The 21,319-nt window shown below is 68.9% G+C and carries 17 protein-coding genes; 6 read left to right on the forward strand and 11 right to left on the reverse strand.

Going from position 1 to position 21,319, the window contains the following annotated elements; translation table 11 throughout:
• Nucleotides 1-27: 27 nt before the first annotated feature.
• Nucleotides 28-1,659, reverse strand: a complete 1,632-nt coding sequence (aceB, locus tag ACYVGI_RS02640) for a malate synthase A (protein WP_460631101.1) — start codon at nt 1,657-1,659, stop codon at nt 28-30.
• Nucleotides 1,660-1,669: 10 nt separating this feature from the next.
• Nucleotides 1,670-2,992, reverse strand: coding sequence for an isocitrate lyase (gene aceA, locus ACYVGI_RS02645; protein WP_460631102.1), 1,323 nt, complete (start codon nt 2,990-2,992; stop codon nt 1,670-1,672).
• A gap of 162 nt (nt 2,993-3,154) precedes the next feature.
• Here aceA and ACYVGI_RS02650 point away from each other — a divergent pair, with 162 nt between their 5' ends.
• Nucleotides 3,155-4,627, forward strand: coding sequence for a helix-turn-helix domain-containing protein (locus tag ACYVGI_RS02650; protein ID WP_460631103.1), 1,473 nt, complete (start codon nt 3,155-3,157; stop codon nt 4,625-4,627).
• Nucleotides 4,628-4,831: 204 nt separating this feature from the next.
• Here ACYVGI_RS02650 and ACYVGI_RS02655 read toward each other — a convergent pair whose 3' ends face one another.
• The 9 genes from ACYVGI_RS02655 to ACYVGI_RS02695 form a co-directional block, all read right to left on the reverse strand.
• The gene (locus ACYVGI_RS02655; protein ID WP_460631104.1) at nt 4,832-6,322 is read right to left on the reverse strand and encodes a glycoside hydrolase family 3 protein; all 1,491 of its coding nucleotides are present in this window, start codon (nt 6,320-6,322) and stop codon (nt 4,832-4,834) included.
• A 165-nt stretch (nt 6,323-6,487) separates the two neighbouring features.
• Nucleotides 6,488-9,280: an FAD-binding and (Fe-S)-binding domain-containing protein gene (locus ACYVGI_RS02660; protein ID WP_460631105.1), complete on the reverse strand. Its 2,793-nt coding sequence runs from the start codon at nt 9,278-9,280 to the stop codon at nt 6,488-6,490.
• A complete protein-coding gene (locus tag ACYVGI_RS02665; RefSeq protein WP_460631106.1) occupies nt 9,277-9,966 on the reverse strand; it encodes a PIG-L deacetylase family protein in 690 nt (229 codons plus the stop codon). Before ACYVGI_RS02665 ends, ACYVGI_RS02660 begins: the two co-directional genes overlap by 4 nt.
• 48 nt (nt 9,967-10,014) lie before the next feature.
• Nucleotides 10,015-10,899, reverse strand: a complete 885-nt coding sequence (locus ACYVGI_RS02670) for a carbohydrate ABC transporter permease (RefSeq protein WP_055898708.1) — start codon at nt 10,897-10,899, stop codon at nt 10,015-10,017.
• Nucleotides 10,899-11,867, reverse strand: coding sequence for a carbohydrate ABC transporter permease (locus tag ACYVGI_RS02675; RefSeq protein WP_082581583.1), 969 nt, complete (start codon nt 11,865-11,867; stop codon nt 10,899-10,901). Before ACYVGI_RS02675 ends, ACYVGI_RS02670 begins: the two co-directional genes overlap by 1 nt.
• A gap of 97 nt (nt 11,868-11,964) precedes the next feature.
• Complete coding sequence (locus ACYVGI_RS02680; RefSeq protein WP_460631107.1) at nt 11,965-13,269, reverse strand: extracellular solute-binding protein; 1,305 nt, start codon at nt 13,267-13,269, stop codon at nt 11,965-11,967.
• A 32-nt stretch (nt 13,270-13,301) separates the two neighbouring features.
• Nucleotides 13,302-14,276 carry a GNAT family N-acetyltransferase gene (locus ACYVGI_RS02685; protein WP_460631108.1) on the reverse strand — a complete coding sequence of 325 codons (975 nt, stop codon included), beginning with the start codon at nt 14,274-14,276 and terminating at the stop codon, nt 13,302-13,304.
• A gap of 132 nt (nt 14,277-14,408) precedes the next feature.
• On the reverse strand, nt 14,409-15,611 hold the full coding sequence (locus ACYVGI_RS02690; RefSeq protein WP_460631109.1) for an exo-beta-N-acetylmuramidase NamZ family protein: 1,203 nt from the start codon (nt 15,609-15,611) through the stop codon (nt 14,409-14,411).
• A gap of 66 nt (nt 15,612-15,677) precedes the next feature.
• Nucleotides 15,678-16,547 (reverse strand): MurR/RpiR family transcriptional regulator, encoded by an 870-nt coding sequence (locus ACYVGI_RS02695; protein WP_460631110.1) that lies wholly within the window; start codon nt 16,545-16,547, stop codon nt 15,678-15,680.
• A gap of 158 nt (nt 16,548-16,705) precedes the next feature.
• Between ACYVGI_RS02695 and ACYVGI_RS02700 the strand changes: the two genes are divergently transcribed.
• The 5 genes from ACYVGI_RS02700 (at nt 16,706) to ACYVGI_RS02720 (ending at nt 21,316) form a co-directional block, all read left to right on the forward strand.
• Nucleotides 16,706-17,626, forward strand: coding sequence for an N-acetylglucosamine kinase (locus ACYVGI_RS02700; RefSeq protein WP_460631111.1), 921 nt, complete (start codon nt 16,706-16,708; stop codon nt 17,624-17,626).
• Nucleotides 17,619-18,560 carry an N-acetylmuramic acid 6-phosphate etherase gene (murQ, locus tag ACYVGI_RS02705; protein ID WP_460631112.1) on the forward strand — a complete coding sequence of 314 codons (942 nt, stop codon included), beginning with the start codon at nt 17,619-17,621 and terminating at the stop codon, nt 18,558-18,560. Before ACYVGI_RS02700 ends, murQ begins: the two co-directional genes overlap by 8 nt.
• 148 nt (nt 18,561-18,708) lie before the next feature.
• Nucleotides 18,709-19,293, forward strand: a complete 585-nt coding sequence (locus tag ACYVGI_RS02710) for a GNAT family N-acetyltransferase (RefSeq protein WP_460631113.1) — start codon at nt 18,709-18,711, stop codon at nt 19,291-19,293.
• Between the two features lie 80 nt (nt 19,294-19,373).
• Nucleotides 19,374-20,645, forward strand: coding sequence for a sensor histidine kinase (locus ACYVGI_RS02715; RefSeq protein WP_460631114.1), 1,272 nt, complete (start codon nt 19,374-19,376; stop codon nt 20,643-20,645).
• On the forward strand, nt 20,642-21,316 hold the full coding sequence (locus tag ACYVGI_RS02720; RefSeq protein WP_460631115.1) for a response regulator: 675 nt from the start codon (nt 20,642-20,644) through the stop codon (nt 21,314-21,316). The genes ACYVGI_RS02715 and ACYVGI_RS02720 overlap by 4 nt, the downstream gene beginning before the upstream one ends.
• Nucleotides 21,317-21,319 lie beyond the last annotated feature (3 nt).

A 21,319-nucleotide genomic window follows, 5' to 3' on the forward strand; every position in this document is an offset into this window, starting at 1 on the left:
CTTTGGCGTTCTCCGGGCCGTGTTGGCTCACCCGGCCAGCTCCAGCGTCTCCGCCCTGTCACGCGCATCCACCAGGTGCTGCGCGTACGCGGGGATGGTCAGGAAGGTCGGGAACTCCTCCGCCAGGCACACCTCGCGGAGGATGTCCGCGGCGTCCGCGAAACGGTCGCCGTCACGCGACCGCAGCTCCGTCTCCGTCGCGATGAGGGCGGCGATCCGCTCGCGCGTGACCTCCGTGCCCTCCGCCGTGACCACGCGGTTGTCGATCCACTGGCGCAGCAGCGAGCGGGAGATCTCGGCGGTCGCCGCGTCCTCCATCAGCCCGTCGATGGCGACCGCTCCTGTTCCGCGCAGCCACGCCTCGATGTAGCGGAGGGCGACGGAGACGTTGGAGCGCACACCGGCGTCCGTGACCTCGCCGGCCGCCGAGGTGATGTCGAGCAGGTCGCGCTCCGTCACCACGACGTCGTGGCGGAGGCGGCCGACCTGGTTCGGGCGGTCGCCGAGCACCGCGTCGAACTCGGCGAGCGCGGTCGGGATCAGGTCCGGATGCGCGACCCAGGTGCCGTCGAACCCGTCGCCCGCCTCCCTGCGCTTGTCCTCGGCGACCTTCGCGAGCGCGAGCTGCGTCGCCTCCGGGTCGCGGCGGTTCGGGATGAAGGCGCTCATCCCTCCGATGGCGTGCGCGCCCCGCTTGTGGCAGGTGGCGACGAGCAGCTCGGTGTACGCCCGCATGAACGGCACGGTCATCGTGATGCCGCTGCGGTCGCCGAACGCGAACCTCTTCCCCCGACCCTCGAACGTCTTGATGATCGAGAAGATGTAGTCCCACCGTCCGGCGTTGAGCCCGGCGCAGTGGTCGCGCAGCTCGTACAGGATCTCCTCCATCTCGAACGCGGCGGGGATGGTCTCGATCAGGACCGTGGCTCTGACTGTGCCGACGGGCATCCCGATGCGCTGCTGCGCGAACACGAAGATGTCGTTCCACAGCCGCGCCTCGAGGTGCGACTCCAGCTTGGGCAGGTAGAAGTACGGCCCGCGGCCCGAAGCGACCAGTTCGGCGGCGTTGTGCCAGAAGTACAGTCCGAAGTCGACGAGGGATGCGCTGGCAGGCGCGGTGCGTCCCGACCGGTCGGTGAAGCTGAGGTGCTTCTCCACCAGGTGCCAGCCACGAGGCCGCATCACGACGGTGGGCGTGAACTCCTGCGGCGTCGTGACCCGGTAGTCCTTGCCGTCGGCGCTGGTGAAGGAGAGCTCGCCGCGCACAGCGCGTTGCAGGGTGCGCTGACCGCCGACGATGTTCTCCCAGGTCGGGCTCGTGGCGTCCTCCAGGTCGGCCAGCCACACCCGCGCCCCCGAGTTGAGGGCGTTGATCGCCATCTTCGGGTCGGTCGGACCGGTGATCTCGACGCGGCGGTCGGTGAGGCCGGGGCCGGCTCCCGCGACGCGCCAGTTCGGGTCTTCGCGCACGGAGGCCGTGGTGCTCAGGAACTTCGGGTCCCGGCCGTTGCCGACCAGTGCCCGGCGCTGCTGCCGTTCGGCGAGGAGCTCCTGGCGCCGTCCGGCGAACGCCTGGTGCAGGTGGTCGATGAAGGCGATGGCCTCCTGGGTGAGGATGTGGTCGGTGCCTGCAACGGCAGGACCGGTGATGTCGATCATGATTCTGTCCTTAGAACTGGTGCTGTTCGGTGGAACCGACGAGGGCGAGCGTGGCGCTGTCGGGGTTGAGCGCTGTCGCGATGCGGTCGAAGTATCCGGTGCCGACCTCCCGCTGGTGGCGGGTGGCGGTGTACCCGGCTGCCTCGGAGGCGAATTCGGCCTCCTGCAGGTCGACGTACGCGCTCATGTTGCGGGACGCGTAGTCCTTGGCGAGCGTGAACATCGAGTGGTTGAGGGCGTGGAAGCCCGCGAGGGTGATGAACTGGAACGCGTAGCCGTACGAGGCGAGCTCGCGCTGAAACCGGGCGATCGTGTCGTCGTCGAGGTGCTTCCGCCAGTTGAACGACGGCGAGCAGTTGTACGCCAGCTTCTTGCCGGGGAACTCCGCGTGCACGGCCTCGGCGAACCGACGGGCGAGGTCCAGGTCGGGTTCGGCCGACTCCACCCAGAGCAGGTCGGCGTACGGCGCGTACGCCAGGCCGCGGGCGATCACCGGCTCGATGCCGTTGGTCACCTCGTAGAAGCCCTCTGCGGTGCGCGAACCGGTGAGGAACGGCCGGTCGCGCTCGTCGTGGTCGCTGGTCAGCAGCGTGGCGGCGAGCGAGTCGGTGCGGGCGATCACGATGGTCGGCACCCCGGCGACATCGGCCGCGAGACGGGCGGCGTTCAGCGTCCGGATGTGCTGCCCGGTCGGGACGAGCACCTTGCCTCCCATGTGCCCGCACTTCTTCTCGCTGGCGAGCTGGTCCTCCCAGTGCACGCCTGCCGCGCCCGCCTGGATCATCCCGTGCATCAGCTCGTACGCGTTGAGCGGGCCGCCGAAACCGGCCTCCGCGTCGGCGACGATCGGCGCCATCCAGTCGGTGACGGCGCCCTCCGTGCCCTCGATCTGGCCGGCGCGGAGAAGCGCGTTGTTGATGCGGCGCACGACAGCGGGAACGGAGTTGGCCGGGTAGAGGCTCTGGTCCGGGTATGTCTGGCCGGACAGGTTGGCATCGGCGGCGACCTGCCAGCCGGACAGGTAGATGGCCTCCAGGCCGGCACGCACCTGCTGCACCGCCTGGTTGCCCGTCAGCGCGCCGAGCGCTGCGACCCACTGCGCATCCGGCCCGCTGCCGTCGCGCTGGATGAGTTCCCAGAGCCGTTCGGCCCCTCGGCGGGCGAGCGTCTGCTCCTCACGGACGGGACCGCGGAGGGCGACGACGTCCTCGGCCGTGTAGTCGCGGCGGATGCCGGACCAGCGCGGGTCCCCATCCCACTCCAGCCGGAGCTCGTCTGCGGTCTGGGTGGTGTCGCCCGGTCGCGCTGCGCCGGTGCTGTCGTGGATGCTCATCGGGACCTCCATTGGTCGTTGGTCGGTGGTGCGCTGGTCGGTGGTGCGCTGGTCGGTGGTGCGTTGAGTCGAGTGTGTGCCCGGCGCGCATCCCCTGAGCCGGATCGATGGGCAGAAGTTCCGCGGTTCTTCTGTTTGCCAGAACTTCGGCGGGGTGTCACCATGGCCTGCATGACCATCGCCGACGATGCGGACACCGACCAGGCCGGAGCAGACGCGCTCACGCTCGGTCGGCGGGTGCGGGCGTTCCGCATCCGGCAGGGGATGACGCTGGAAGCGCTCGCCGCGGCCATCGACCGCGCCCCGTCGCAGGTGTCGACGATCGAGAACGGCAACAGGGAGCCCAGGCTGGCTCTGCTGCGCGCCATCGCCTCGGCGCTCGGTGTGAGCGTCGACGACCTCCTCGACCCTGAGCCGCCCGACGAGCGCTCCGCTCTGGAGATCGCGGTCGAGCGCGCCCAGCGCGGGTCCGTGTTCGCCGCCCTCGGAATCCAGCCGATTCGCGTGGGCAAGACCGTCCCGGACACCACGCTGCAGGCGGTCCTCGCGCTGCACCAGGAGGTCGAGCGGCTGCACCGCGAGCGGGCGGCCACCCCGGAGGAGGCGCGCCGCGCGAACGCGGAGCTGCGCGCATCCATGCGGGCGAGAGACAACTATTTTGCCGACCTGGAGGCCATCGCCGCCGACCTGCTCTCCGTCGTCGGTCACTCGGGCGGCCCGGTCTCGCACCAGACCGTGACCGAGATGGCCGACCACCTCGGCTTCTCCCTGCACTACGTCGGCGACCTGCCGCACTCCACCCGCTCGGTCACCGACAAACGCAACGGCCGCATCTACCTGCCGACCGAGCAGTCGGCCTCGCGCGACTCCCGCTCCCCCATCCTGCAGGCCTTCGCCTCCCAGCTCCTGGAGCACGACGAGCCGGGAAACTACGCCGAATTTCTGCGGCAGCGCATCGAGACCAACTACCTCACGGCGGCGCTCCTGCTGCCGGAGCGGGATGCCGTCTCCTTCCTCGCCGAGGCCAAGAACTTCCGGCGCATCTCGATGGAAGACCTCCGGGATGCGTTCGCGGTCTCCTACGAGACGGCCTGCCACCGCTTCACCAACCTCGCCACCGCTCGCCTCGGCATCCCGGTGCACTTCATGAAGGTGCACGAGTCCGGCACAATCATCAAGGCATACGAGAACGACGCGGTGTCCTTCCCGTCCGACGCGCTCGGCGCGATCGAGGGCACCCCGGTCTGCCGAAGCTGGACGGCGCGCACCGTCTTCGACGTGCCAGACCGGTTCAGCCCGTACTACCAGTACACCGACACGCCACGCGGCACGTACTGGTGCACCTCCCGCATCGAGAAGGCGAAAGAGGGCGACTACTCCGTGAGCGTCGGCGTGCCGTTCGAGCACGTCAAATGGTTCCGCGGCCGCGACACCGGCCACCGGGCGGTGTCACGCTGCCCCGACGAGACCTGCTGCCGCCGACCTCCCTCCGCTCTGTCGGAGAAGTGGGAGGGTCAGTCCTGGCCGGCGGCGCGTACGCCGACGTCCCTGCTGGCGGCGCTGCCGACGGGGACGTTCCCCGGGGTGGATGCGAGCGAGGTGTACGACTTTCTGGAGCGGCACCAGCCGCGGTGATGCGGCAGCAGTCCCGCGGGCGGCGGTTGCCGCTGACGGAGGCATGGCGTCTGCATCCCCTCCTCGTCGAGGATCTGCTGCGCGCTCACCAACGCCCGAAGCTCGACCGATACGGCGACGTGCTTTTCCTCGTCGTGCGGTCCGCACGCCACACGTTCGACCGCATCGAGAAGCTCACTCCCGGCGACGTGGTCGTGCGCGCCCTCAGCCGCAGAGCACCCGCGCCACCGCGGCCGCGTTGACGCGCGCGGACCCGTAGGCGTAGACCGCGTTCAGGTCTGCCGCCGCATCGCCGGGCGGCGGCCAGCCCGCCACGATCACCACCGCGTCGGGGCGCCGTGCCAGTACCGCGTCCAGCACGGCGGCTTCGAGCGCGTTGCTCTGCACCTGGTTCACGATGAGGACGGGCGCCATCGCCGCGCCGAGGACGTCGGCGGCGCGGCGGGCGGCGTCCGCGGCGGAGCCTGAGTCGGTCAGCCAGACCCGCTCGACCTCGCGGTACGCGCTGAGCGCTCTGGTGAAGTGGTCGGGTTGCGCGCCGACGGCGATATTGCGCTTGGTGCGCGCATCCACCACGGTGAGCTGTCCAGGACCGAGCCGGGGTGCGCCAGCGACGTCGAGCGCAGCAGACACGATCGCGTCGAGCTCAAGCGAGGCGGGCTCTGATGGCACCCCGCGCGCCGCGGGCACCGAGTCCGAATGCCGCCGAGCCCGCTGCGCTCGCGCCCAGGCGGCCAGCTCGGCGATCCGGTGCGCGGCGTCCTCGACCCGAGCGGCCGGCAGCTCCCCGGAGCGCAGGGCGGCGACCAGGGCATCCCGGACTTCGCGGTACTCCATCTCGTCCGTCGGCCCATCCGGATGCGCGGGGTTCGATGCCGGATTGCCGACGCAGAGCAGGTCGACGCCCGCCAGCAGCGCGAGCACCGCTCCCCTGCCCATCCCGACCGTGTGGCGGATCGCCGCCATGTCGAGGGCGTCCGAGACGATCACACCGTCGAATCCGAGAGAACGGAGCAGAGCGAGCGCACGCGGGTTGAGCGTCGCCGGTTCGTCGCCGAGCTGAGGCACGCGCAGGTGCGCGGTCATCACGGCCTTGGTGCCAGCGGCCACCGCCGCAGCGAACGGGCGGAGATGCACGTCGTGGAACTGCGCATCCGATGCGTTGCTCACCGCGAGCGCCAGGTGCGAGTCGGTGGAGGTGTCTCCGTGCCCGGGATAGTGCTTGACGCAGGCGGCGACGCCGGCCGACTGGAGTCCGCGCACCGCGGCGACGGTGTGCCGGGAGACGAGGTCGGGGTCGGCGCCGAACGACCGGACGCCGATGACCGGGTTGCGCGGGTCGACGTTGACATCGACGGTCGGGGCGAGATCCACATCGATGCCCGCCGCGGCGACCAGGTCGCCCGTCCAGGCGGACACCCGCTCGGTCAGCGCGACGTCGTCGACCCGGCCGAGGACGGCGTTGCCCGGCGTCGACGAGCCGTCGCGGGATTCGAGGCGCGTGACGATGCCGCCCTCCTCATCCACCCCGATCAGTCCGGCGGGGTTGAGCTCGTGGATGCGGGCGGACAGCGCCCTTGTCTCTTCCGGTCCTCCGATGTTCTGCTCGAAGTACACCAGCCCGGCGAGGCCGTCGCGCAGGGCGTCCTCCGCCCAGGCGGGAAGCGTCCTCCCGCGGAATCCCGGCCAGATCACACTGTTGGCGAGCCGCCGTAGCGCACGGTCGTCTCGCTGTCCGGATGCTGCGTTTCGGGATCCTGCATGTCGATGCTCCGTTCTCCGCCGAGGCAGGGATGAGGGATGGGAGGGGAGAGTGTTCCGCCCCGTGCGATCGCGCCATACGCACGGGGCGGAAACTGTTCAGTCCTGCTGTCTGGTCGCTCGCTCCAGATGGACCAGGATGTGCTCGTAGTCCTTCCCGACCGCCCTGGTCATGCCGAGCTCGCAGGTGCGGTTGGTGGAGGCGTACGCGTCGAAGCTGCCGGACGCCACCTCTGCGGCCTCTGCCGCGGTGGCGCTGGCCGTCAGCTCGGGATGCAGCAACCCCCTGTCGCCCGCGAAGCCGCAGCATCCCCAGTCCACCGGTGTCACGACCTCGGCGGCGATGCGCGAGGCGATCGTCGCCAGCACGGTGTCGACGCCGAGCTGCGTCGACGAGCAGGTGGGGTGCAGGACCATCGAGCCGATCGGTTCGGTGACCGTCAGAGCGGGCAGCAGGTGCTCGCCGGCGAAGGCGATGCTGTCGACCACGCGGAAACCGGCCGATGCCGCCATCAGTGCAAGGCCCTCCGTGCAACTGCTCGCGTCGCACACCACGGGCAGGCGCCCGCCGTCCGTCGCTTCGGTCAGCACCTCGCGCACGCGGTCGGACATCCGGTCGTACCCCGCCGTGTACCCCTTCGACTTCCACGGGGTTCCGCAGCAGAGCGACCCGATGCCGTCCGGTACGGACACCTCGACACCCGCACGCTCGCACAGCGCGATGAATGCCTCCGACGCCGACAGCGCACCACCGGGCGTGCCGAACATCGTGCCGACGCAGGCGGGGAAGAACACGGCGACGGGGTCGGCGGCGGCGAGGGCGCGGCGAGCGCGCCCTCCGCCCGGAAGCTCAGCGGAGTAGAGGGGAATCTGGTCGGCGCCCAGCAGCGAGCGGCCGACCGCCGTCGCGGCTTTCACCGCGGGAGAGGGAAGCGCCTTCGCGATGGTGAGCGCTGCGCCCGCCGCGGTGGTGACAGCGCCCCACTGACGGGATGCTCCTCCCCAGACCATAGCGGCCGGACGCGCCGCCGTCTCCGCGCGTAGCCGCCGCACCAGGTCGCCGGTGTTGATGCCGACGGGGCAGGCCGACTGGCACATCCCGTCGACGGCGCAGGTCTCGACGCCCTGGTACTCGTAGTCGGCCTGCAGCAGTTTCAGCAGGTCCGTGTCGCCTCTGCGCTCCGCGTCCGCCATCTCGCGCCGCAGCACGATCCGCTGGCGCGGGGTGAGCGTGAGGTCGCGCGACGGGCAAGCGGGTTCGCAGTACCCGCACTCCACGCAGCGATCGACCTCCGACTCGACGGTCGGCGTGATCTTGAGGTCGCGGAGGTAGGAATCGGGGTCGTCGGAGAGCAGGACACCGGGGTTGAGCATCCCCATCGGGTCGAAGAGGCGCTTGATCGCCCACATCACCGCGTACAGCTCGTCGCCGTACTGGCGGGAGACGAAGGGCGCCATCACGCGGCCCGTTCCGTGTTCGGCCTTGAGTGAGCCGCCGAACTCCAGCACCAGGTCGACCATCGCCTCGGTGAAGGCGCGATAGCGAGCGAGCAGCTCCGGCTGGTCGAAGCGCTCGGTGAGCATGAAGTGGACGTTGCCGTCCTTGGCGTGACCGAAGATCACCGAGTTCTCGTAGCCGAACCGGTCGAACAGTGCGATCAGGCCGTCGCAGAACGCGCCGAGGTTCTCGACGGGCACGGCCACGTCTTCGAGCAGGGCGGTCGTCCCGGACGGTCGCGCTCCCGCGACCGCGGTGTACAGGCCCTTGCGGAGATGCCACAGGGATGAGCGCCTGGCCGGCTCAGGGGAGAGGACCACCGCATCCACCACGGGCAGCGCCTCCAGGGTCGCTGCCGTGCGGCGCCGCTCCGCGTCGAGCGTCGCCTCGTCCTCTGCCTGGAGCTCGATCAGCAGGGCCGCGTGCCGATCGACCGCGAGCGCCGCGATGTCGTCCGGGCAGTCGGGAAGCTGCTGCGCCACCCGCAGCGAGGTCGCATCCATCAGCTCGACGGTGGCGAACCCGGCGGCGGCCAGGACGCTCGTGGCGGCCGCCGCGTCCGCGAGCGTGCGGAAGACGGCGAGCCCCGTGGCGACCGAGGTGAGTACCGGAACGGTGCGGAACGTGGCGGACGAGATGAAGCCGAGCGTGCCCTCGCTGCCGATCAGCAGGTGCGCGAGGATGTCGACGGGACGCTCGAAGTCGAGCAGCGCGTTCACGCCGTAGCCCATGGTGTTCTTCCGGCTGAACAGCCGCTCGATGGTGGCGACGGAGGCGGGATCGCCGAGCACCCGCTCGCGCAGCCCCGTGAGACCGGCGTGCAGCTCGGGTTCGGCACCGGCCAGGGCGGCGTCGGCGTCCGGCAGGGCCGTGTCGACCACCGTTCCGCTCGGCAGCACCACGACCATCGACTCCACCGTGCGATAGGAGTTCTGAGTGATGCCGCACACCATGCCGCTTGAGTTGTTGGCGAGGACGCCGCCGATGGTGCACGCCACCTCGCTCGCCGGATCTGGGCCGAGTTTGCGGCCGTGCCTGGCGAGGGAGGCGTTGACCTGCCTGACGGTGGCTCCTGGTCCGACGCGCACGCGCATCCCGTCGTCGAGCACCCGGATGGCGCGGAAGTGCCGGCGAGTGTCAGCCAGCACCCCCGCGGTCGAACCCTGTCCGCCGAGGCTGGTTCCGCCGGAACGGAAGGTGAGTGATGCGCCCGATGCGCGCACCCTGCGCATCAGGTCGACCACCTCCCCCACCGTCTCCGGCGACTCCACCGACGACGGGATCAGAAGATAGTGCGACGCGTCGTGCGCGATCGCGTGCCTCCTGGTCGCGCCGGTCGCGCCGGTCGCGCCGGTCGCGCCGGTCGTGCCCTCGGCAGGGGCTGCGACGCTCACGGCCCGGCGAGCTCGAACTTCGAGCTGCCGCCGACAGTGAAGCCGCAGGCGCGCTCTGTGCCGACGAGGCAGCCCTTCGCCGACATCATCGCCGTGTAGTAGTCGATGTAACGGAAGCCGTACGTCTCGCCGCGCGCGAACGCCTGGTTCTGGATGGCGGCACGCCAGATGTCGAACGCCTCCTGCGGGATCGGGACGTACAGGTCGGGCTGGAAGCCTTCCGCGTCCTCCCAGTTGTCGGCGTGCAGGACCTGCTTCACACCGTGACGGCCCAGCGGGCTGTCCAGCGGGAGCGAGGCGAGGAACCTCGCGCGCTCGGCGAGGATCGCCGCACGCTCGTGGTCCCTGTGGATGCTCGTGGTCCAGTGTGTGATGATGATCTCCGGCTTCTCCGCCCGGATGATGTCCGCCAACTGCTCGGCGGCCTCGTCGTCGTCGGGCAGGAACCCGTCCGAGTAGTCGAGCACCCGGAACTCCGCGCCGATGTCGGCGGCGAACTGCTCGCCCTCGCGCACCTTCTGAACGCGGTACTCGTCCGGGCTGAGGGTGGGGTGGCCGCGCTCGCCGTACGTGCACGCGACGATGATCGCGCGGTCGCCGTCAAGCACCATCTTGGCGAGGGTCGGCCCCGCCGTGAGGTCCATGTCTCCGATGTGCCCGCCGATGGCGAGGACTGTCCTGCTCACGTAGTGCTCCGTTTCTGGTTGGTCCTGCGAGTCGAGGTGCGCATCCCGCTATTTCATGCCGCTGAGCATCACGCCGCGCACGTAGTACTTCTGGAAGAACAGGAAGATGATCAGCACGGGGATGGTGCTGATGACGATTCCGGCCATGACGATGGGCATGGTGCGGTTGGGGTCGATGAAGCTCTGCAAGAGCTGGATGCCGACGGGCAGCGTCATCAGGTCGGAGTTGGTCGACGCGATCAGCGACGTCCAGATGTAGTCGTTCCACTGGCCGACGAAGGTGATCAGGCCGAGGGTGATGGCGACCGGCTTCGCCTGCGGAAGCACGATGTTGTAGAACAGGCGCCACTCGCCTGCACCGTCGATGCGCGCCGCCTCCAGCATCTCGTTCGGCACGCTCACCATGAACTGCCGCATCAGGAAGATCCCGAACCCGCTCACCAGGAACGGGAGCATCAGCGAGACGATGTTGGTCGTCATACCGCCGTCTCCGCCCTGGCCCAGGATGTTGTTGCCGCCGACGAGCGGCCAGTTCACCATGATCAGGAAGTCGGGGATCAGCAGCAGGAACGGCGGGAGCATCATCGTGGCCAGGATGAACCGGAAGATCACATCCCTGCCGCGGAAGCGCAGCTTGGCGAGGGCGTATCCGGCCATCGCCGAGGTGATCAGGACGGAGACGGTCACCACGACGGTGACGATCACGCTGTTCATGAACAGGCGCCCGAGCTGCAGCTGGTCGAACGCGGCGCTGTAATTGCTCCAGGTGAAGTCCTCCGGCAGGAAGTGGTACGGCAGCACGCCATACTCGCCAGGACCCTTGAAGGAGCTGAACAGCATGTCGAGGAACGGCAGCGCCATCACCACGCCGCCGATCGCGACGAGGGCGTAGGAGAACCAGGGGGTGCGGACTCGTTTGTTACGCGCGGCCATCAGTCGTCGTCTCCCGAACGTCGGCTGACCCAGAGCTGGATCAGCGTGATGATGAAAATGATCACGAACAGCACCATGGCCATCGCGCTCGCTGTTCCCCACGCACCGAACTTGAAGGCCTGCTGGTACATCTCGAATGCCGCGACGTTCGTGGAGTTGACGGGCCCGCCGTCCTTCGTCATCACGATGATGAGGGCGAACGACTGCAGTCCGGCGATCACCTGGGTGATGAAGACGAAGACCAGGGACGGCCGGAGCAGAGGGAGCGTGATGCCCCAGAATGTCTGCCAACTGTTGGCGCCGTCGATCTCCGCCGCCTCGTAGACGGTGCGGTCGATCGACTTGATGCCGGCGGTCAGGATGAGCACCGCGGCGCCGATGGATGCCCACGCCTGCACCACGGCGACGGACGGAAGCGCGATCTTCGGGTCGGAGAGGAAGCCGATCGAGTTGATGTGCAGCGCATTGAGCAGGCCGTTGATGAGGCCGGACGGCTGGTACATCATCTTCCAGACGTTGCCGATGGCGACCACGGTGGCGACGACAGGCAGGAAGTAGAGGAACCGCCAGAATCCCTGGAACTTGAGCCGCTCGATGCACTGGGCGACGAGAAGGGACCCAGCGACGGCGAGCACGACGGACATCGCAGCGAAGACGAGCGTGTTCACCAGGATCGGCGACAGGAACGTGCTGTTGAAGTTGAGGATGTCCGAGTAGTTCTCCACCCCGATGAACTTGATCTGGGTGAGGTCGTACCCTCCCCACTGCGAGAGCGAGAGGAAGATCGCGAAGAACGACGGCAGGATCAGGAAGATCAGGAAGAAGAGGAGGGACGGCGCCAGGAACAGGTAGCCTGCGCGGCCCTCCCTCCTGAACCGCCTGGATCGTGTCTTGGACGGCGCTGACAGCTCCGTCTGGCCGAGTTGGCTCGTCGCTTCGCGCGTCGCGCTCGCGTACATTCCAGTCATATGTCGTCTCCGCCTGTCGGGGCTGGGTTCGCCCGGTGGGCTGTTCGGGGGTAGAGGCCGGGCAGGGCGGCGGGGGCCGCCCTGCCCGGCCGGATTGCTACTTGCGGTCGATCTCGGCGTTCAGGTTCTTGAAGGTCTGATCGACGGGAGCGTTGTTCACAAGAATCTCGTTGAGCGCGTTGTGCAGCGAGGTCTTCGCCTTATACGCGTTGGCGGCGTTGGACTCCGCCATCGCGTAGCTCGCCGCGTCGTAGATCGGCGTCAGGTTCGCATCCTCTGCCTGCAGCTTCGGGCCGAGGATGTCGGCGTCGGCCTTGCGCGGCGGGATGAGGCCGTTGGTGGCCAGGAAGTCGCCCATCTCCGTGACGCCCTCCTTGTTCTTGTTCGAGTTCAGCCAGGTCAGGAACTCCCAGGCTTCCTTCTTGTGCTTGCTGCCGGAGTTCACGCCGGTGAAGAAGGAGTACGCGAGCGAGCCCTTCTCACCCGCCTTCGGGCCGGGAACAGGTGCGGTGCCGACGTTGGAGTACTCATCCTTCATCTGGGCTTTGAGGCTGCCGATCCACCAACCGGCCTGGATCGCCATCGCGACTCCGTTGCTCGGGAAGGTCTTGGTCGGCATGATCGACGTCGTCGTCGCGCCGGACTTGGCGAGGTCGGCCTCAAGCTGCATCGTCTCCTTGGCCTTGCTGTTCAGCGCGGAGTCGCCCTTGTCGTTCAAGAACTTCCCTCCCGCCGAGTCCAGCAGAGACAGGAACGGGTGAGCCGTCTGGTTGTCGCCGTCCTGGATGAGGGAGATGCCGACGACCTGGTAGTTGCCGGAGCTGTCCTTCTTGGTCGTTTTGTTCGCGATCTCCTTGAGCTCGTCCCAGGTGGCGGGCGGCTTGTCGTAGCCTGCGTCGGCGAGGATCTTCTTGTTGTAGTACAGGACGTAGGTGTTGAACTCGGTCGGGTAGCCGAAGACCTGGCCGGTGCCGCCGGTGACCGACGCAGCAGCCGCGGTGCTGTAGTTGTCTGTGATGTCTTTCGCGACCTCGGCTGACGGCTTGTCGAGCACGCCGTTCGCGGCGAGCTGGCCGCCCCAGAGCGAGTACGAGCTCATGATGTCGGCGCCCTTGCCGCCTGTCTGACGCACGTTGAGCGTGGTGAGGAGATCGTCGAAGTTGACGGTCTGCTGCTTGACCTGGATGTTCGGGTGGGATGAGTTCCACTCGTCGATCATCTTGGTCATGCCGCTCTTCATCGGGTCTTGGCCGTAGTGGCTCAGAAAGGTGAGCGTGACCTTGCCGTCGTCGCTGCCGGACGAACCGGTACCGCTGCAGGCGGACAGCGCGAGCGCTGCCGCCCCGACGACGAGCGCCGCCTTGGCGATTCGGCCTCGACGGCCGAACAGTGCTGTTCTCATGGTTTTCCTCTCGGTGGTGGTGACGCTGCTGTTCAGGCAGCGAGCGGCGCGTGCAGGATCGCGAATGAGCGAGTGATGGTGAAGCCGGTCTTCGTGTACAGGTATCCGGCTGCGGAGGTCTCCTCTGTCCAGAGGAACCAGGCGCTGTGGGCGCCGAGGGCGCGCATCCGTTCGAGTGTGAGGTGCAACAGGATCTCGCCGAGGCCGGTGCCGCGGCTCTCCGGCAGCACGCCGAACGGGCCGAAACGCTCAAGCACGTTCTCGTAGGTGCCGTGCATCGCCCAGCCGAGCATCACGCCCTCCGGGTTGCGAACCGTGACGATCCGCTCGAGCGACTGACCGCCGAGCACTCCCTCGCGGATGCCGCGGGACCAGTCGGGGTTGAAGCGGGAGCCGGCGATGTCGATCAGGTCGACGAGGTCGTCTCCGGTCGGGGACCCGAACATCCAGCCGTCCGCCCGCATCGTTGCGACCTTCTCGCGGATGCGCTCCGGCAGCTCGTAGTCGTTGAGCGTTCGATCCATGGCCACCGACTCGTACTGCGTGGTGAAGCCGAGCGAGGCGAGCAGGCGGGCGGCCTCCGGATAGCGGGCTGCGTCGAGGCCGGGGAGGAAGTAGTTGGGTGTGTACGAGGAGAAGTAGACAGTCTTCGCTCCAGTGCCCGCGAGCCAGTCCATGACGCTGCGGACGAGGGCGGTGCCGAGACCCTGCGTGCGGTGGCCTGGCGTGACGAAGAAGAAGGGGATCCAGCCGGAGTCCGGTTCGAGGTCGGCGCCGTCGGCGGCGATGAGGCGGCGGACGCCGTACGCGGCTCCGACGATCTCGCCGTCCGCCTCCGCGACCAGGAGGCCGGCAGCGTCGAAGTTGCGGTCGAGGAGGAACATGTCGCGGAACCGGGCGTATGTGATTCCGTCTGCCGATGCCGCGGCCGTCCAGGCCTGGGCGATCTGGGGGCCGTCGCCACTCTGGAAGGGTCGGATCGTCGCGGTGGACGTGGACTGCTGCATCGAATCTCCTCGTGCCTTTTCACTTCGGTGTGCTGGCGCATCCTGGCCTTGGACCGAAATTACCTTCATTGATAGGACTATGTCAAGTATTTTCAACCACCGCTAGCAATGCGGTAATCATTTACGCGCCCGTTACACGGCGGAAACGCGCGGATACAGCAGAACGTCGTCCCCGTAGACGTCCTGGACCGGCACGACGCCGGGATTCAGGGCAACGGTCGGCTCCCCCGCTCGCACCGCGTCGCGCAGAGAGGTCGACCCCCAGAGCCGATCGATGGCGTAGCCGTGCTCGCCGGACTCCACCCGCTGGCCTGGCTCGAGGAAGCGGAACTGGTCGGGATAGAGCTCAGCGAAGGCGTCGAGCACGGTCAGCCCGGCCGACACAGGATCGAACGCCGAGCGATCGACGATGTGGAGCTGCACGCCCCGCAGGGTCTCCCCCGCGTACTTGTGGAAGGTCGGCGTGAACCAGATCTCCCTGAACAGCACGCCGGGGACACCGGCATCCCTGAGCCGCGCGGCGAGCCTGCCGTCGACGTACGGCGCCCCGAGCATCTCGAAGGGACGCGTCGTCCCCCTGCCCTCGCTGACGTTGGTGCCCTCGAAGATCCCGGTGCCCGTGAACGCGTACGCGGTGTCCAGGGTCGGCATGTTGGGCGACGGCGGCACCCAGGGCAGACCGGTGGCGTCGAAGTCCGCCGCCGCATCCCAGCCGGTCATCCGGATGACGTCGAGGTCGGCGGAGATCCCGCCCGCCGGCAGGTCGCGCGCGTTGAACAAGCGAGCCAGCTCGCCGGCGGTGAGACCGTGGCGCTGGTGCACGTCACTGCGCCCGACGAAGCTGCCGAACCCGGCGACGTCGAGGCCCGGCCCGGAGACCACAGCACCGCCCAGTGGATTCGGGCGGTCGAGCACCACGAATCGCACCCCCGTGCGAGCAGCGCTCTGCAGGCAGTCGTAGAGCGACCAGACATACGTGTAGTACCGGACCCCGAGGTCCTGCATGTCGAACACCACGGTGTCGACGCCGGACTCCTCGATCACCCGGTCGAGTTCGTCGCCGCTCTTCAGATACGTCTCGACGATCGGCAGGTCGGTCCGTGCGTCGTGCGTGCTGCTCTCCGTCTCACCGGCCTGCACGGAGCCGTTGAGACCGTGCTCAGGGCCGAACAGCGTCGTGATCGGAGCGCCTGCATCCATAAGGGCGTCGACGGTGCGGCCGAGATCGCGGGTCGTCCCGGTGAAGTTGGTGAGCAGACCGATTCTGCTCCCGCCGAGAAGCCGGGGCTCCTCCGCGACGATGTCGATGCCCGTGCGGGCGCGCTGCGATGCCATGCCTATCCTTCCGTGGGCGCGCGGCATCGCACCGGCGCACTCATGCGCACCCGGCGGAGTCGGCGCTCAGTGTTCTTCTCGGAGTTCCCTGACGATTTCGTATGTGCTCTTCAGCGCCTGCACCGTGCGGTCGTACCGACCGCGGGCGACGCCGACGAAGATGTAGTCGACGAGCGTGAGCTGTGCGATCCTGCTCGCCATGGCGCCGGAGCGGAACGTCGTCTCGCGCACGGCCGTGCGGAGGACGTCGTCCGCGTGCTCGGACAGGGGCGAATCGGGCACGTTCGTGATGGCGACCGTGTACGCCCCTCCGTTGTGCGCTCCGCGCAGGAAGGCGTTGGTCTCCTTGGTCTTGCCGTTGTGCGAGAACCCGATGGCCACATCCCCGCTGCCGATCAGCGCCGCGGAGACGAGGGCGTCGTGCGCGTCGGTGAATGCGAGGGCGATATGCCCGATCCGCAGCAGCTTCTGCGCGAGGTCCTGGGCGCCGGCGTTGCTCGCGCCGACACCGAAGACCACGACCCGCTTGGCGCGCTCGACCTTGCGGACGACGCGTTCGAGCACGGCGAAGTCGATGCTGTCCGCCGTCTCCCTGATCCCGAGGATCTCGCTGCTGGCGATCTTCGACACCATCTCGGCGAGCGTGTCCGTCGGGCTGATGTCCGCACCGTACGTGCCGGTGCCGTTGCCGCCGAACTCGGCGGACTCCTTGCCGAGCTCGGCGGCGAGTTGCAGCTTGAGCTGCGGGTACCCGGTGAGGCCGAGCGACTGGCAGAAGCGCACGATCGACGCCTCGGAGGTGTTGCACGCCCTGGCGAGTTCGGTGATCGTGTTCTCCACGACGATCTGCGGCCGCTCGAGGATCGCGTCTGCGACGCGACGCATAGTCGGCGGGAACGATTCGACGTGCGCCTGGATGTTGGTCTGGATGCTCACAGGGAAGACACTAATGACACCGTTCGCCATGTCGGCTCCCTCCGCTCGTTTTGGTGCTTGGCGAGTCACGCTATCGACGCGCCGAAGCATTTGTCAATCATTTACTTTGGATTGATGATCCATGTAAATTGTCTCTATCACCGACGGATAAGGACCACGTGAGCACAGAAGCCGTACCGAGCCACATCGCGGTCGACCTCGGCAAGACCAACTGCCGGGTGCGGATCGACGACGGCCGCGCATCCACCGAGCTGCGCGGTGCAGGATTCCCCGGACTCGCGGCAGCGGGAGGGGCCGCGCTCGCCATCGACGCGATCGCACCGCTGGTCTCCTCTCTCGGCCAGGACAGGCTGTCCGGGGTCGCCGAGCTGGCCGTCGGCGCAGCAGGGGCGGACTCCGATCGGGACGCGGCCAGAACCGCCGCCCTGCGCGCCCGCGAACTCTGGGGGTTCGGTGTCACCATCGCCTCCGACGTGCTCACCGCCCACATCGGCGCTTTCGCCGGGGCGGCCGGAACCGTGCTCATCGCCGGGACGGGAGCCGTGGCCTTCCACGTTGCAGCGCACGGAGCAGCAGAGCGATCGGACGGCTGGGGTCCGTGGCTCGGCGACGAGGGCAGCGGACGCTGGATCGGCCAGGCAGGACTCATCGCCGCCCTCCGCTCCTCCGACCGCCGGGGACAGCGCACCGCACTCGAAGAGGATGCACGCGACATCGCGGGCGACCTCACCGGCCTCCCCCGCACGATCATGGGCGGTCACGACGTCGCCAGGTCGCTCGCATCGTTCGCCCCCACCGTGCTGAGACGCGCGGCAGCAGGCGACGAGGTGGCGCAGGCGATCGTCGACGCCGCTGTCGGCCACCTGGTGACCACCGCGTCCTCTGTCGCCGCTCCAGGCTCGCCGGTCAGCGTCATCGGCGGCCTCACCGACGACCCAGAATTCCTCCGGCTGCTGCTCGACGAGCTGGCCAGCCGCGAACTGTCCCCGCGCCGTCCAGCCGGATCGTCGCTGGACGGAGCGGCGATCCTCGCCGTCCGCCGCGACCTTCCCCACGAAAGGTATGCCATCCGTGTCTGACATCCTCAACAGAGCGAGGCGCCCGCGCGATCTCCTCCGTGCCGAACTCTCCACGCTCACGACCGAAGCGGTCGTGGACGACGAGCGCGACCTCGACACCCTCAGCACGTCCGACCTCGTCGCGCTCATGAACAACCACGACGAGAGCGTGCCGCCCGCCGTCGCCGCCGTGCTGCCCACGATCGCCGCATCCATCGACGACATCGCCGACCGGATGCGCGAAGGCGGCCGTCTCATCTACATCGGCGCCGGCACGCCCGGCCGCCTCGGCATCGTCGACGCGAGCGAGTGCCCGCCGACGTTCAACGTCGACCCGTCCCTCGTCGTCGGCATCATCGCAGGAGGCGACGGCGCGATCAGGACCGCCGTGGAGAACGCGGAGGACGACCCGCAGGGCGGCGCGGACGCTCTGACCGAGATCGCGCTCACGCCGCTCGACATCGTCGTCGGCATCTCCGCCTCCGGTCGCACCCCGTACGTGGTGGGTGCGCTGGAGCACGCGTGCGGCGTCGGCGCCCTCACGGTCGCGATCGCGTGCAACAGCAACTCGACGATCGGCGGCATCGCCGACCACGCCATCGAAGTGGTCGTCGGTCCCGAACTGATCGCCGGTTCGACCAGGCTCAAGGCAGGCACGGCGCAGAAGCTCGTGCTCAACATGATCTCGACCATCGCGATGGTCCGCCTCGGCAAGACGTACGGAAACATCATGGTCGACCTGCGCGCCACCAACGAGAAGCTCCGCGCGCGCGCAGAGCGCACTGTGATGCTGGTCACCGACTGCAGCCCGGCGGAAGCCGCAGAGACCCTCGCCCAGAGCGACGGCTCGGTCAAGATCGCGATCCTGATGCTGCTGCGCGGCCTCAGCGCCGACGACGCCCGCGCCTCCATGGAGACCGCCCCGAGCCTCCGCGCCGCCCTCGGCGCCGCCTGACCGTGGCGACGCTCGTCCGGGTGCTGCGAGCGGTGCTCGACGCGCATCGCCCCGGTGTCAGCCTGGGGAACGTCATCGCACCGCTGCCGACGGATGCCCTGCCGAAGGGTGAGCGTGCGTGATCCGGCCGTTCACACCGGATGACGCGGTGTCACTGTCCAGAGTCTGCCTCCTGACCGGCGACTCCGGCGGCGACGCCACAGGCAAATATGAGGACGACACCCTCCTGGCGGACATCTTCCTGCTGCCGTACCTCCGGCTGGAACCCGCGTACGCCCACGTCGTCGACCTCGGCGGCCGCGCGGTCGGCTACCTCGTCGCCACTCCGGACAGTGCGGAGTTCGCCGAGCGCTACGAACAGGAGTGGCTTCCGCGGTTCGCGGCCGCGCATCCACTGGTGGAACCCGCCGTCACCCCCACACAGGCGCTCGTGCGGCTCGGCCACTCGACAGCGCATCTGATCGGCCCCGACCACGCCCTGTATCCGGCGCACCTGCACATCGACCTGCTGCCGGAGGCCCAGGGCAGCGGCTGGGGCAGGAGACTCATCGGCGCGCTGCTGCAGCAGCTCCGGGATGCGGGCGTCCCCGGCGTGCAGCTCGGCGTCGGCGAGCGGAACACCGGCGCGCAGGCGTTCTACCGGCGGCTGGGGTTCGCGCCCCTGCCGTCCGCGCCGGACGACGGGCTGCGGCTGGGGATCCGGACGGACGCGCCGCTCGCCCAACATCGCTGACCCAGCACCGGCGGCCCACCGCTGCCCGCCTCCCCCGCGCGACGGATCCGCGCCGGCGCATCCACCAGTAGCGTTGACGCATGACCAGCGCCCCTGCGACCGAGTGGCACCGGCCAGCCCCCGATGCGCGCGGCCTCCGCCGGGACGTCGTGCTCGCCGGGGTGATGACGGTCGCCATGATAGGCTCCGTGTTCCTCTATCAGCGCACGGGGCTGTACGGGAGCGCCGAGGTCTGGGTCAGCATCCTGTGGGCCGTCGTCAGCGGGGGGATGCTCGCCGTGCGGAGACGCTGGCCGGAGGCCGTCGCGCTCGGCTCCGCTCTCGCGTTCTGGTGGGGTGGGGAGTTCCGGATCGGGGAGTATCTGTTCTCGAACATCGCGCTGTTCATCGCCGTCTACACGCTCGGCGCCTGGGGGCGCAGGCGCACCCTGGCGACGGTGCTGCGGCTGGCGATCATCGCCGCGATGTTCGTCTGGCTGTTCTGGAACCTGATCGTCACGGCCGGGATGACCTCGCTCGTCCCCGAGCTCTCGCGGGAGGGGACGCTGTCGCCGTATGTGGCATTCGGGCTCATCCAGATCATCATCAACCTGCTCTACTTCGGCGGCGCGTACTACTTCGGCGAGGCCGCATACCGGTCGGCGCGCGGACGGTTCGAGCTGGAGACGCTGACCCGCGAGCTGGCGGAGGAGCGCGAACGCACCCAGCAGCAGGCGATCGCGCTCGAACGGGTGCGGATCGCCCGCGAGCTGCACGATGTGGTGGCGCACCACGTGTCCGTCATGGGGGTGCAGGCCGGGGCGGCACGCCTGGTGCTCGACCGCGATCCGGATGCGGCACGCGCGTCCCTGCTGAACGTGGAGTCGAGCGCCCGGACGGCGGTAGACGAGCTGCGCCTGCTCCTCGGCGCCCTGCGCGACGACGAGCACGCGCCGACGGACAGGACCACGAGCACGCGCGGCGTCGAACACCTGGACGAACTCGTCGGAGACGCGGCGGACGCCGGACTCCCCACCCGCCTCCAGGTGATCGGGACCCCGAGGACGATCCCTGCGACCATCGGGCTCTGCGTGTACCGCGTGGCGCAGGAGGCGCTCACCAACACCAGGAAGCACGGTGGCGCCGGCGCGACAGCAGAGCTTCGGCTCAGGTACGAGGATGACGGCCTGGAGGTCGAGGCGTCGGACACCGGGCTCGGCCGTCCCGGCCCCGTCGCTCCGAGCTCAGGCCTCGGCCACCTCGGGATGCGCGAACGCGTCGCCTCCGTCGGCGGAAGCATCGACATCGGGCCGCGCAGCCGCGGCGGCTACCTGGTGCGCGCCCGCTTCCCGCTTCCCGCGGAGGCGCGATGAGCATCCGGGTGCTGCTGGCCGACGACCAGGAGCTGGTGCGCGCCGGCTTCCGGATCATCCTGGAGACGGACCCGACGATCGAGGTGGTCGGCGAGGCAGGGAACGGCCAGTCCGCCGTTCGGCTCTGCGAGGAACTGCGGCCGGATGTGGTCTGCATGGACGTGCAGATGCCGGGCGTCGACGGGCTGGAGGCGACCAGGCAGATCGTCGCCAGAGACGACCCGGCCACGAGCGTGCTCGTCCTCACCACGTTCAACCGCGACGACTACCTGTTCACCGCCCTGCAGGCCGGCGCGAGTGGGTTCCTGCTCAAGAACTCATCGCCGGAGGAACTGGTGAACGCCGTGCGGGTGCTCGCCAGGGGCGACGCACTCCTCTCACCGGACGTGACCAGGCAGGTGATCAGCCGGTTCAGCACGGCACCGGATGCGCACCGCGGGGCCGATCCGAGGGCCGCGGCGGACGGCCCGGTCGACGACCTCACCGACCGGGAGCGCGAAGTGCTCGGCCTGCTCGCCGCCGGCCTCTCCAACGCGGAGATCGCGGGCAGGCTCTGCCTCGGGGAGGCGACGGTCAAGACGCACGTCTCGAAGGTCTTGCTGAAGCTCGGGCTGCGCGACCGCATCCAGGCGGTCATCTTCGCCTACGAGAACGGGCTCGCCGGGCGCTGAGCC

This window comes from Leifsonia lichenia (assembly GCF_054780215.1).

Bases quoted from the DNA above. Each gene is read 5' to 3' on its own strand.
- ACYVGI_RS02670 (WP_055898708.1), bottom strand. From the start codon at position 10,899: ATGGCCGCGCGTAACAAACGAGTCCGCACCCCCTGGTTCTCCTACGCC.
- ACYVGI_RS02685 (WP_460631108.1), bottom strand. From the start codon at position 14,276: ATGCAGCAGTCCACGTCCACCGCGACGATCCGACCCTTCCAGAGTGGC.
- ACYVGI_RS02650 (WP_460631103.1), top strand. From the start codon at position 3,155: ATGGCCTGCATGACCATCGCCGACGATGCGGACACCGACCAGGCCGGA.
- aceB (WP_460631101.1), bottom strand. From the start codon at position 1,659: ATGATCGACATCACCGGTCCTGCCGTTGCAGGCACCGACCACATCCTC.
- ACYVGI_RS02675 (WP_082581583.1), bottom strand. From the start codon at position 11,867: ATGACTGGAATGTACGCGAGCGCGACGCGCGAAGCGACGAGCCAACTC.
- ACYVGI_RS02720 (WP_460631115.1), top strand. From the start codon at position 20,642: ATGAGCATCCGGGTGCTGCTGGCCGACGACCAGGAGCTGGTGCGCGCC.
- ACYVGI_RS02715 (WP_460631114.1), top strand. From the start codon at position 19,374: ATGACCAGCGCCCCTGCGACCGAGTGGCACCGGCCAGCCCCCGATGCG.
- ACYVGI_RS02680 (WP_460631107.1), bottom strand. From the start codon at position 13,269: ATGAGAACAGCACTGTTCGGCCGTCGAGGCCGAATCGCCAAGGCGGCG.
- ACYVGI_RS02690 (WP_460631109.1), bottom strand. From the start codon at position 15,611: ATGGCATCGCAGCGCGCCCGCACGGGCATCGACATCGTCGCGGAGGAG.
- aceA (WP_460631102.1), bottom strand. From the start codon at position 2,992: ATGAGCATCCACGACAGCACCGGCGCAGCGCGACCGGGCGACACCACC.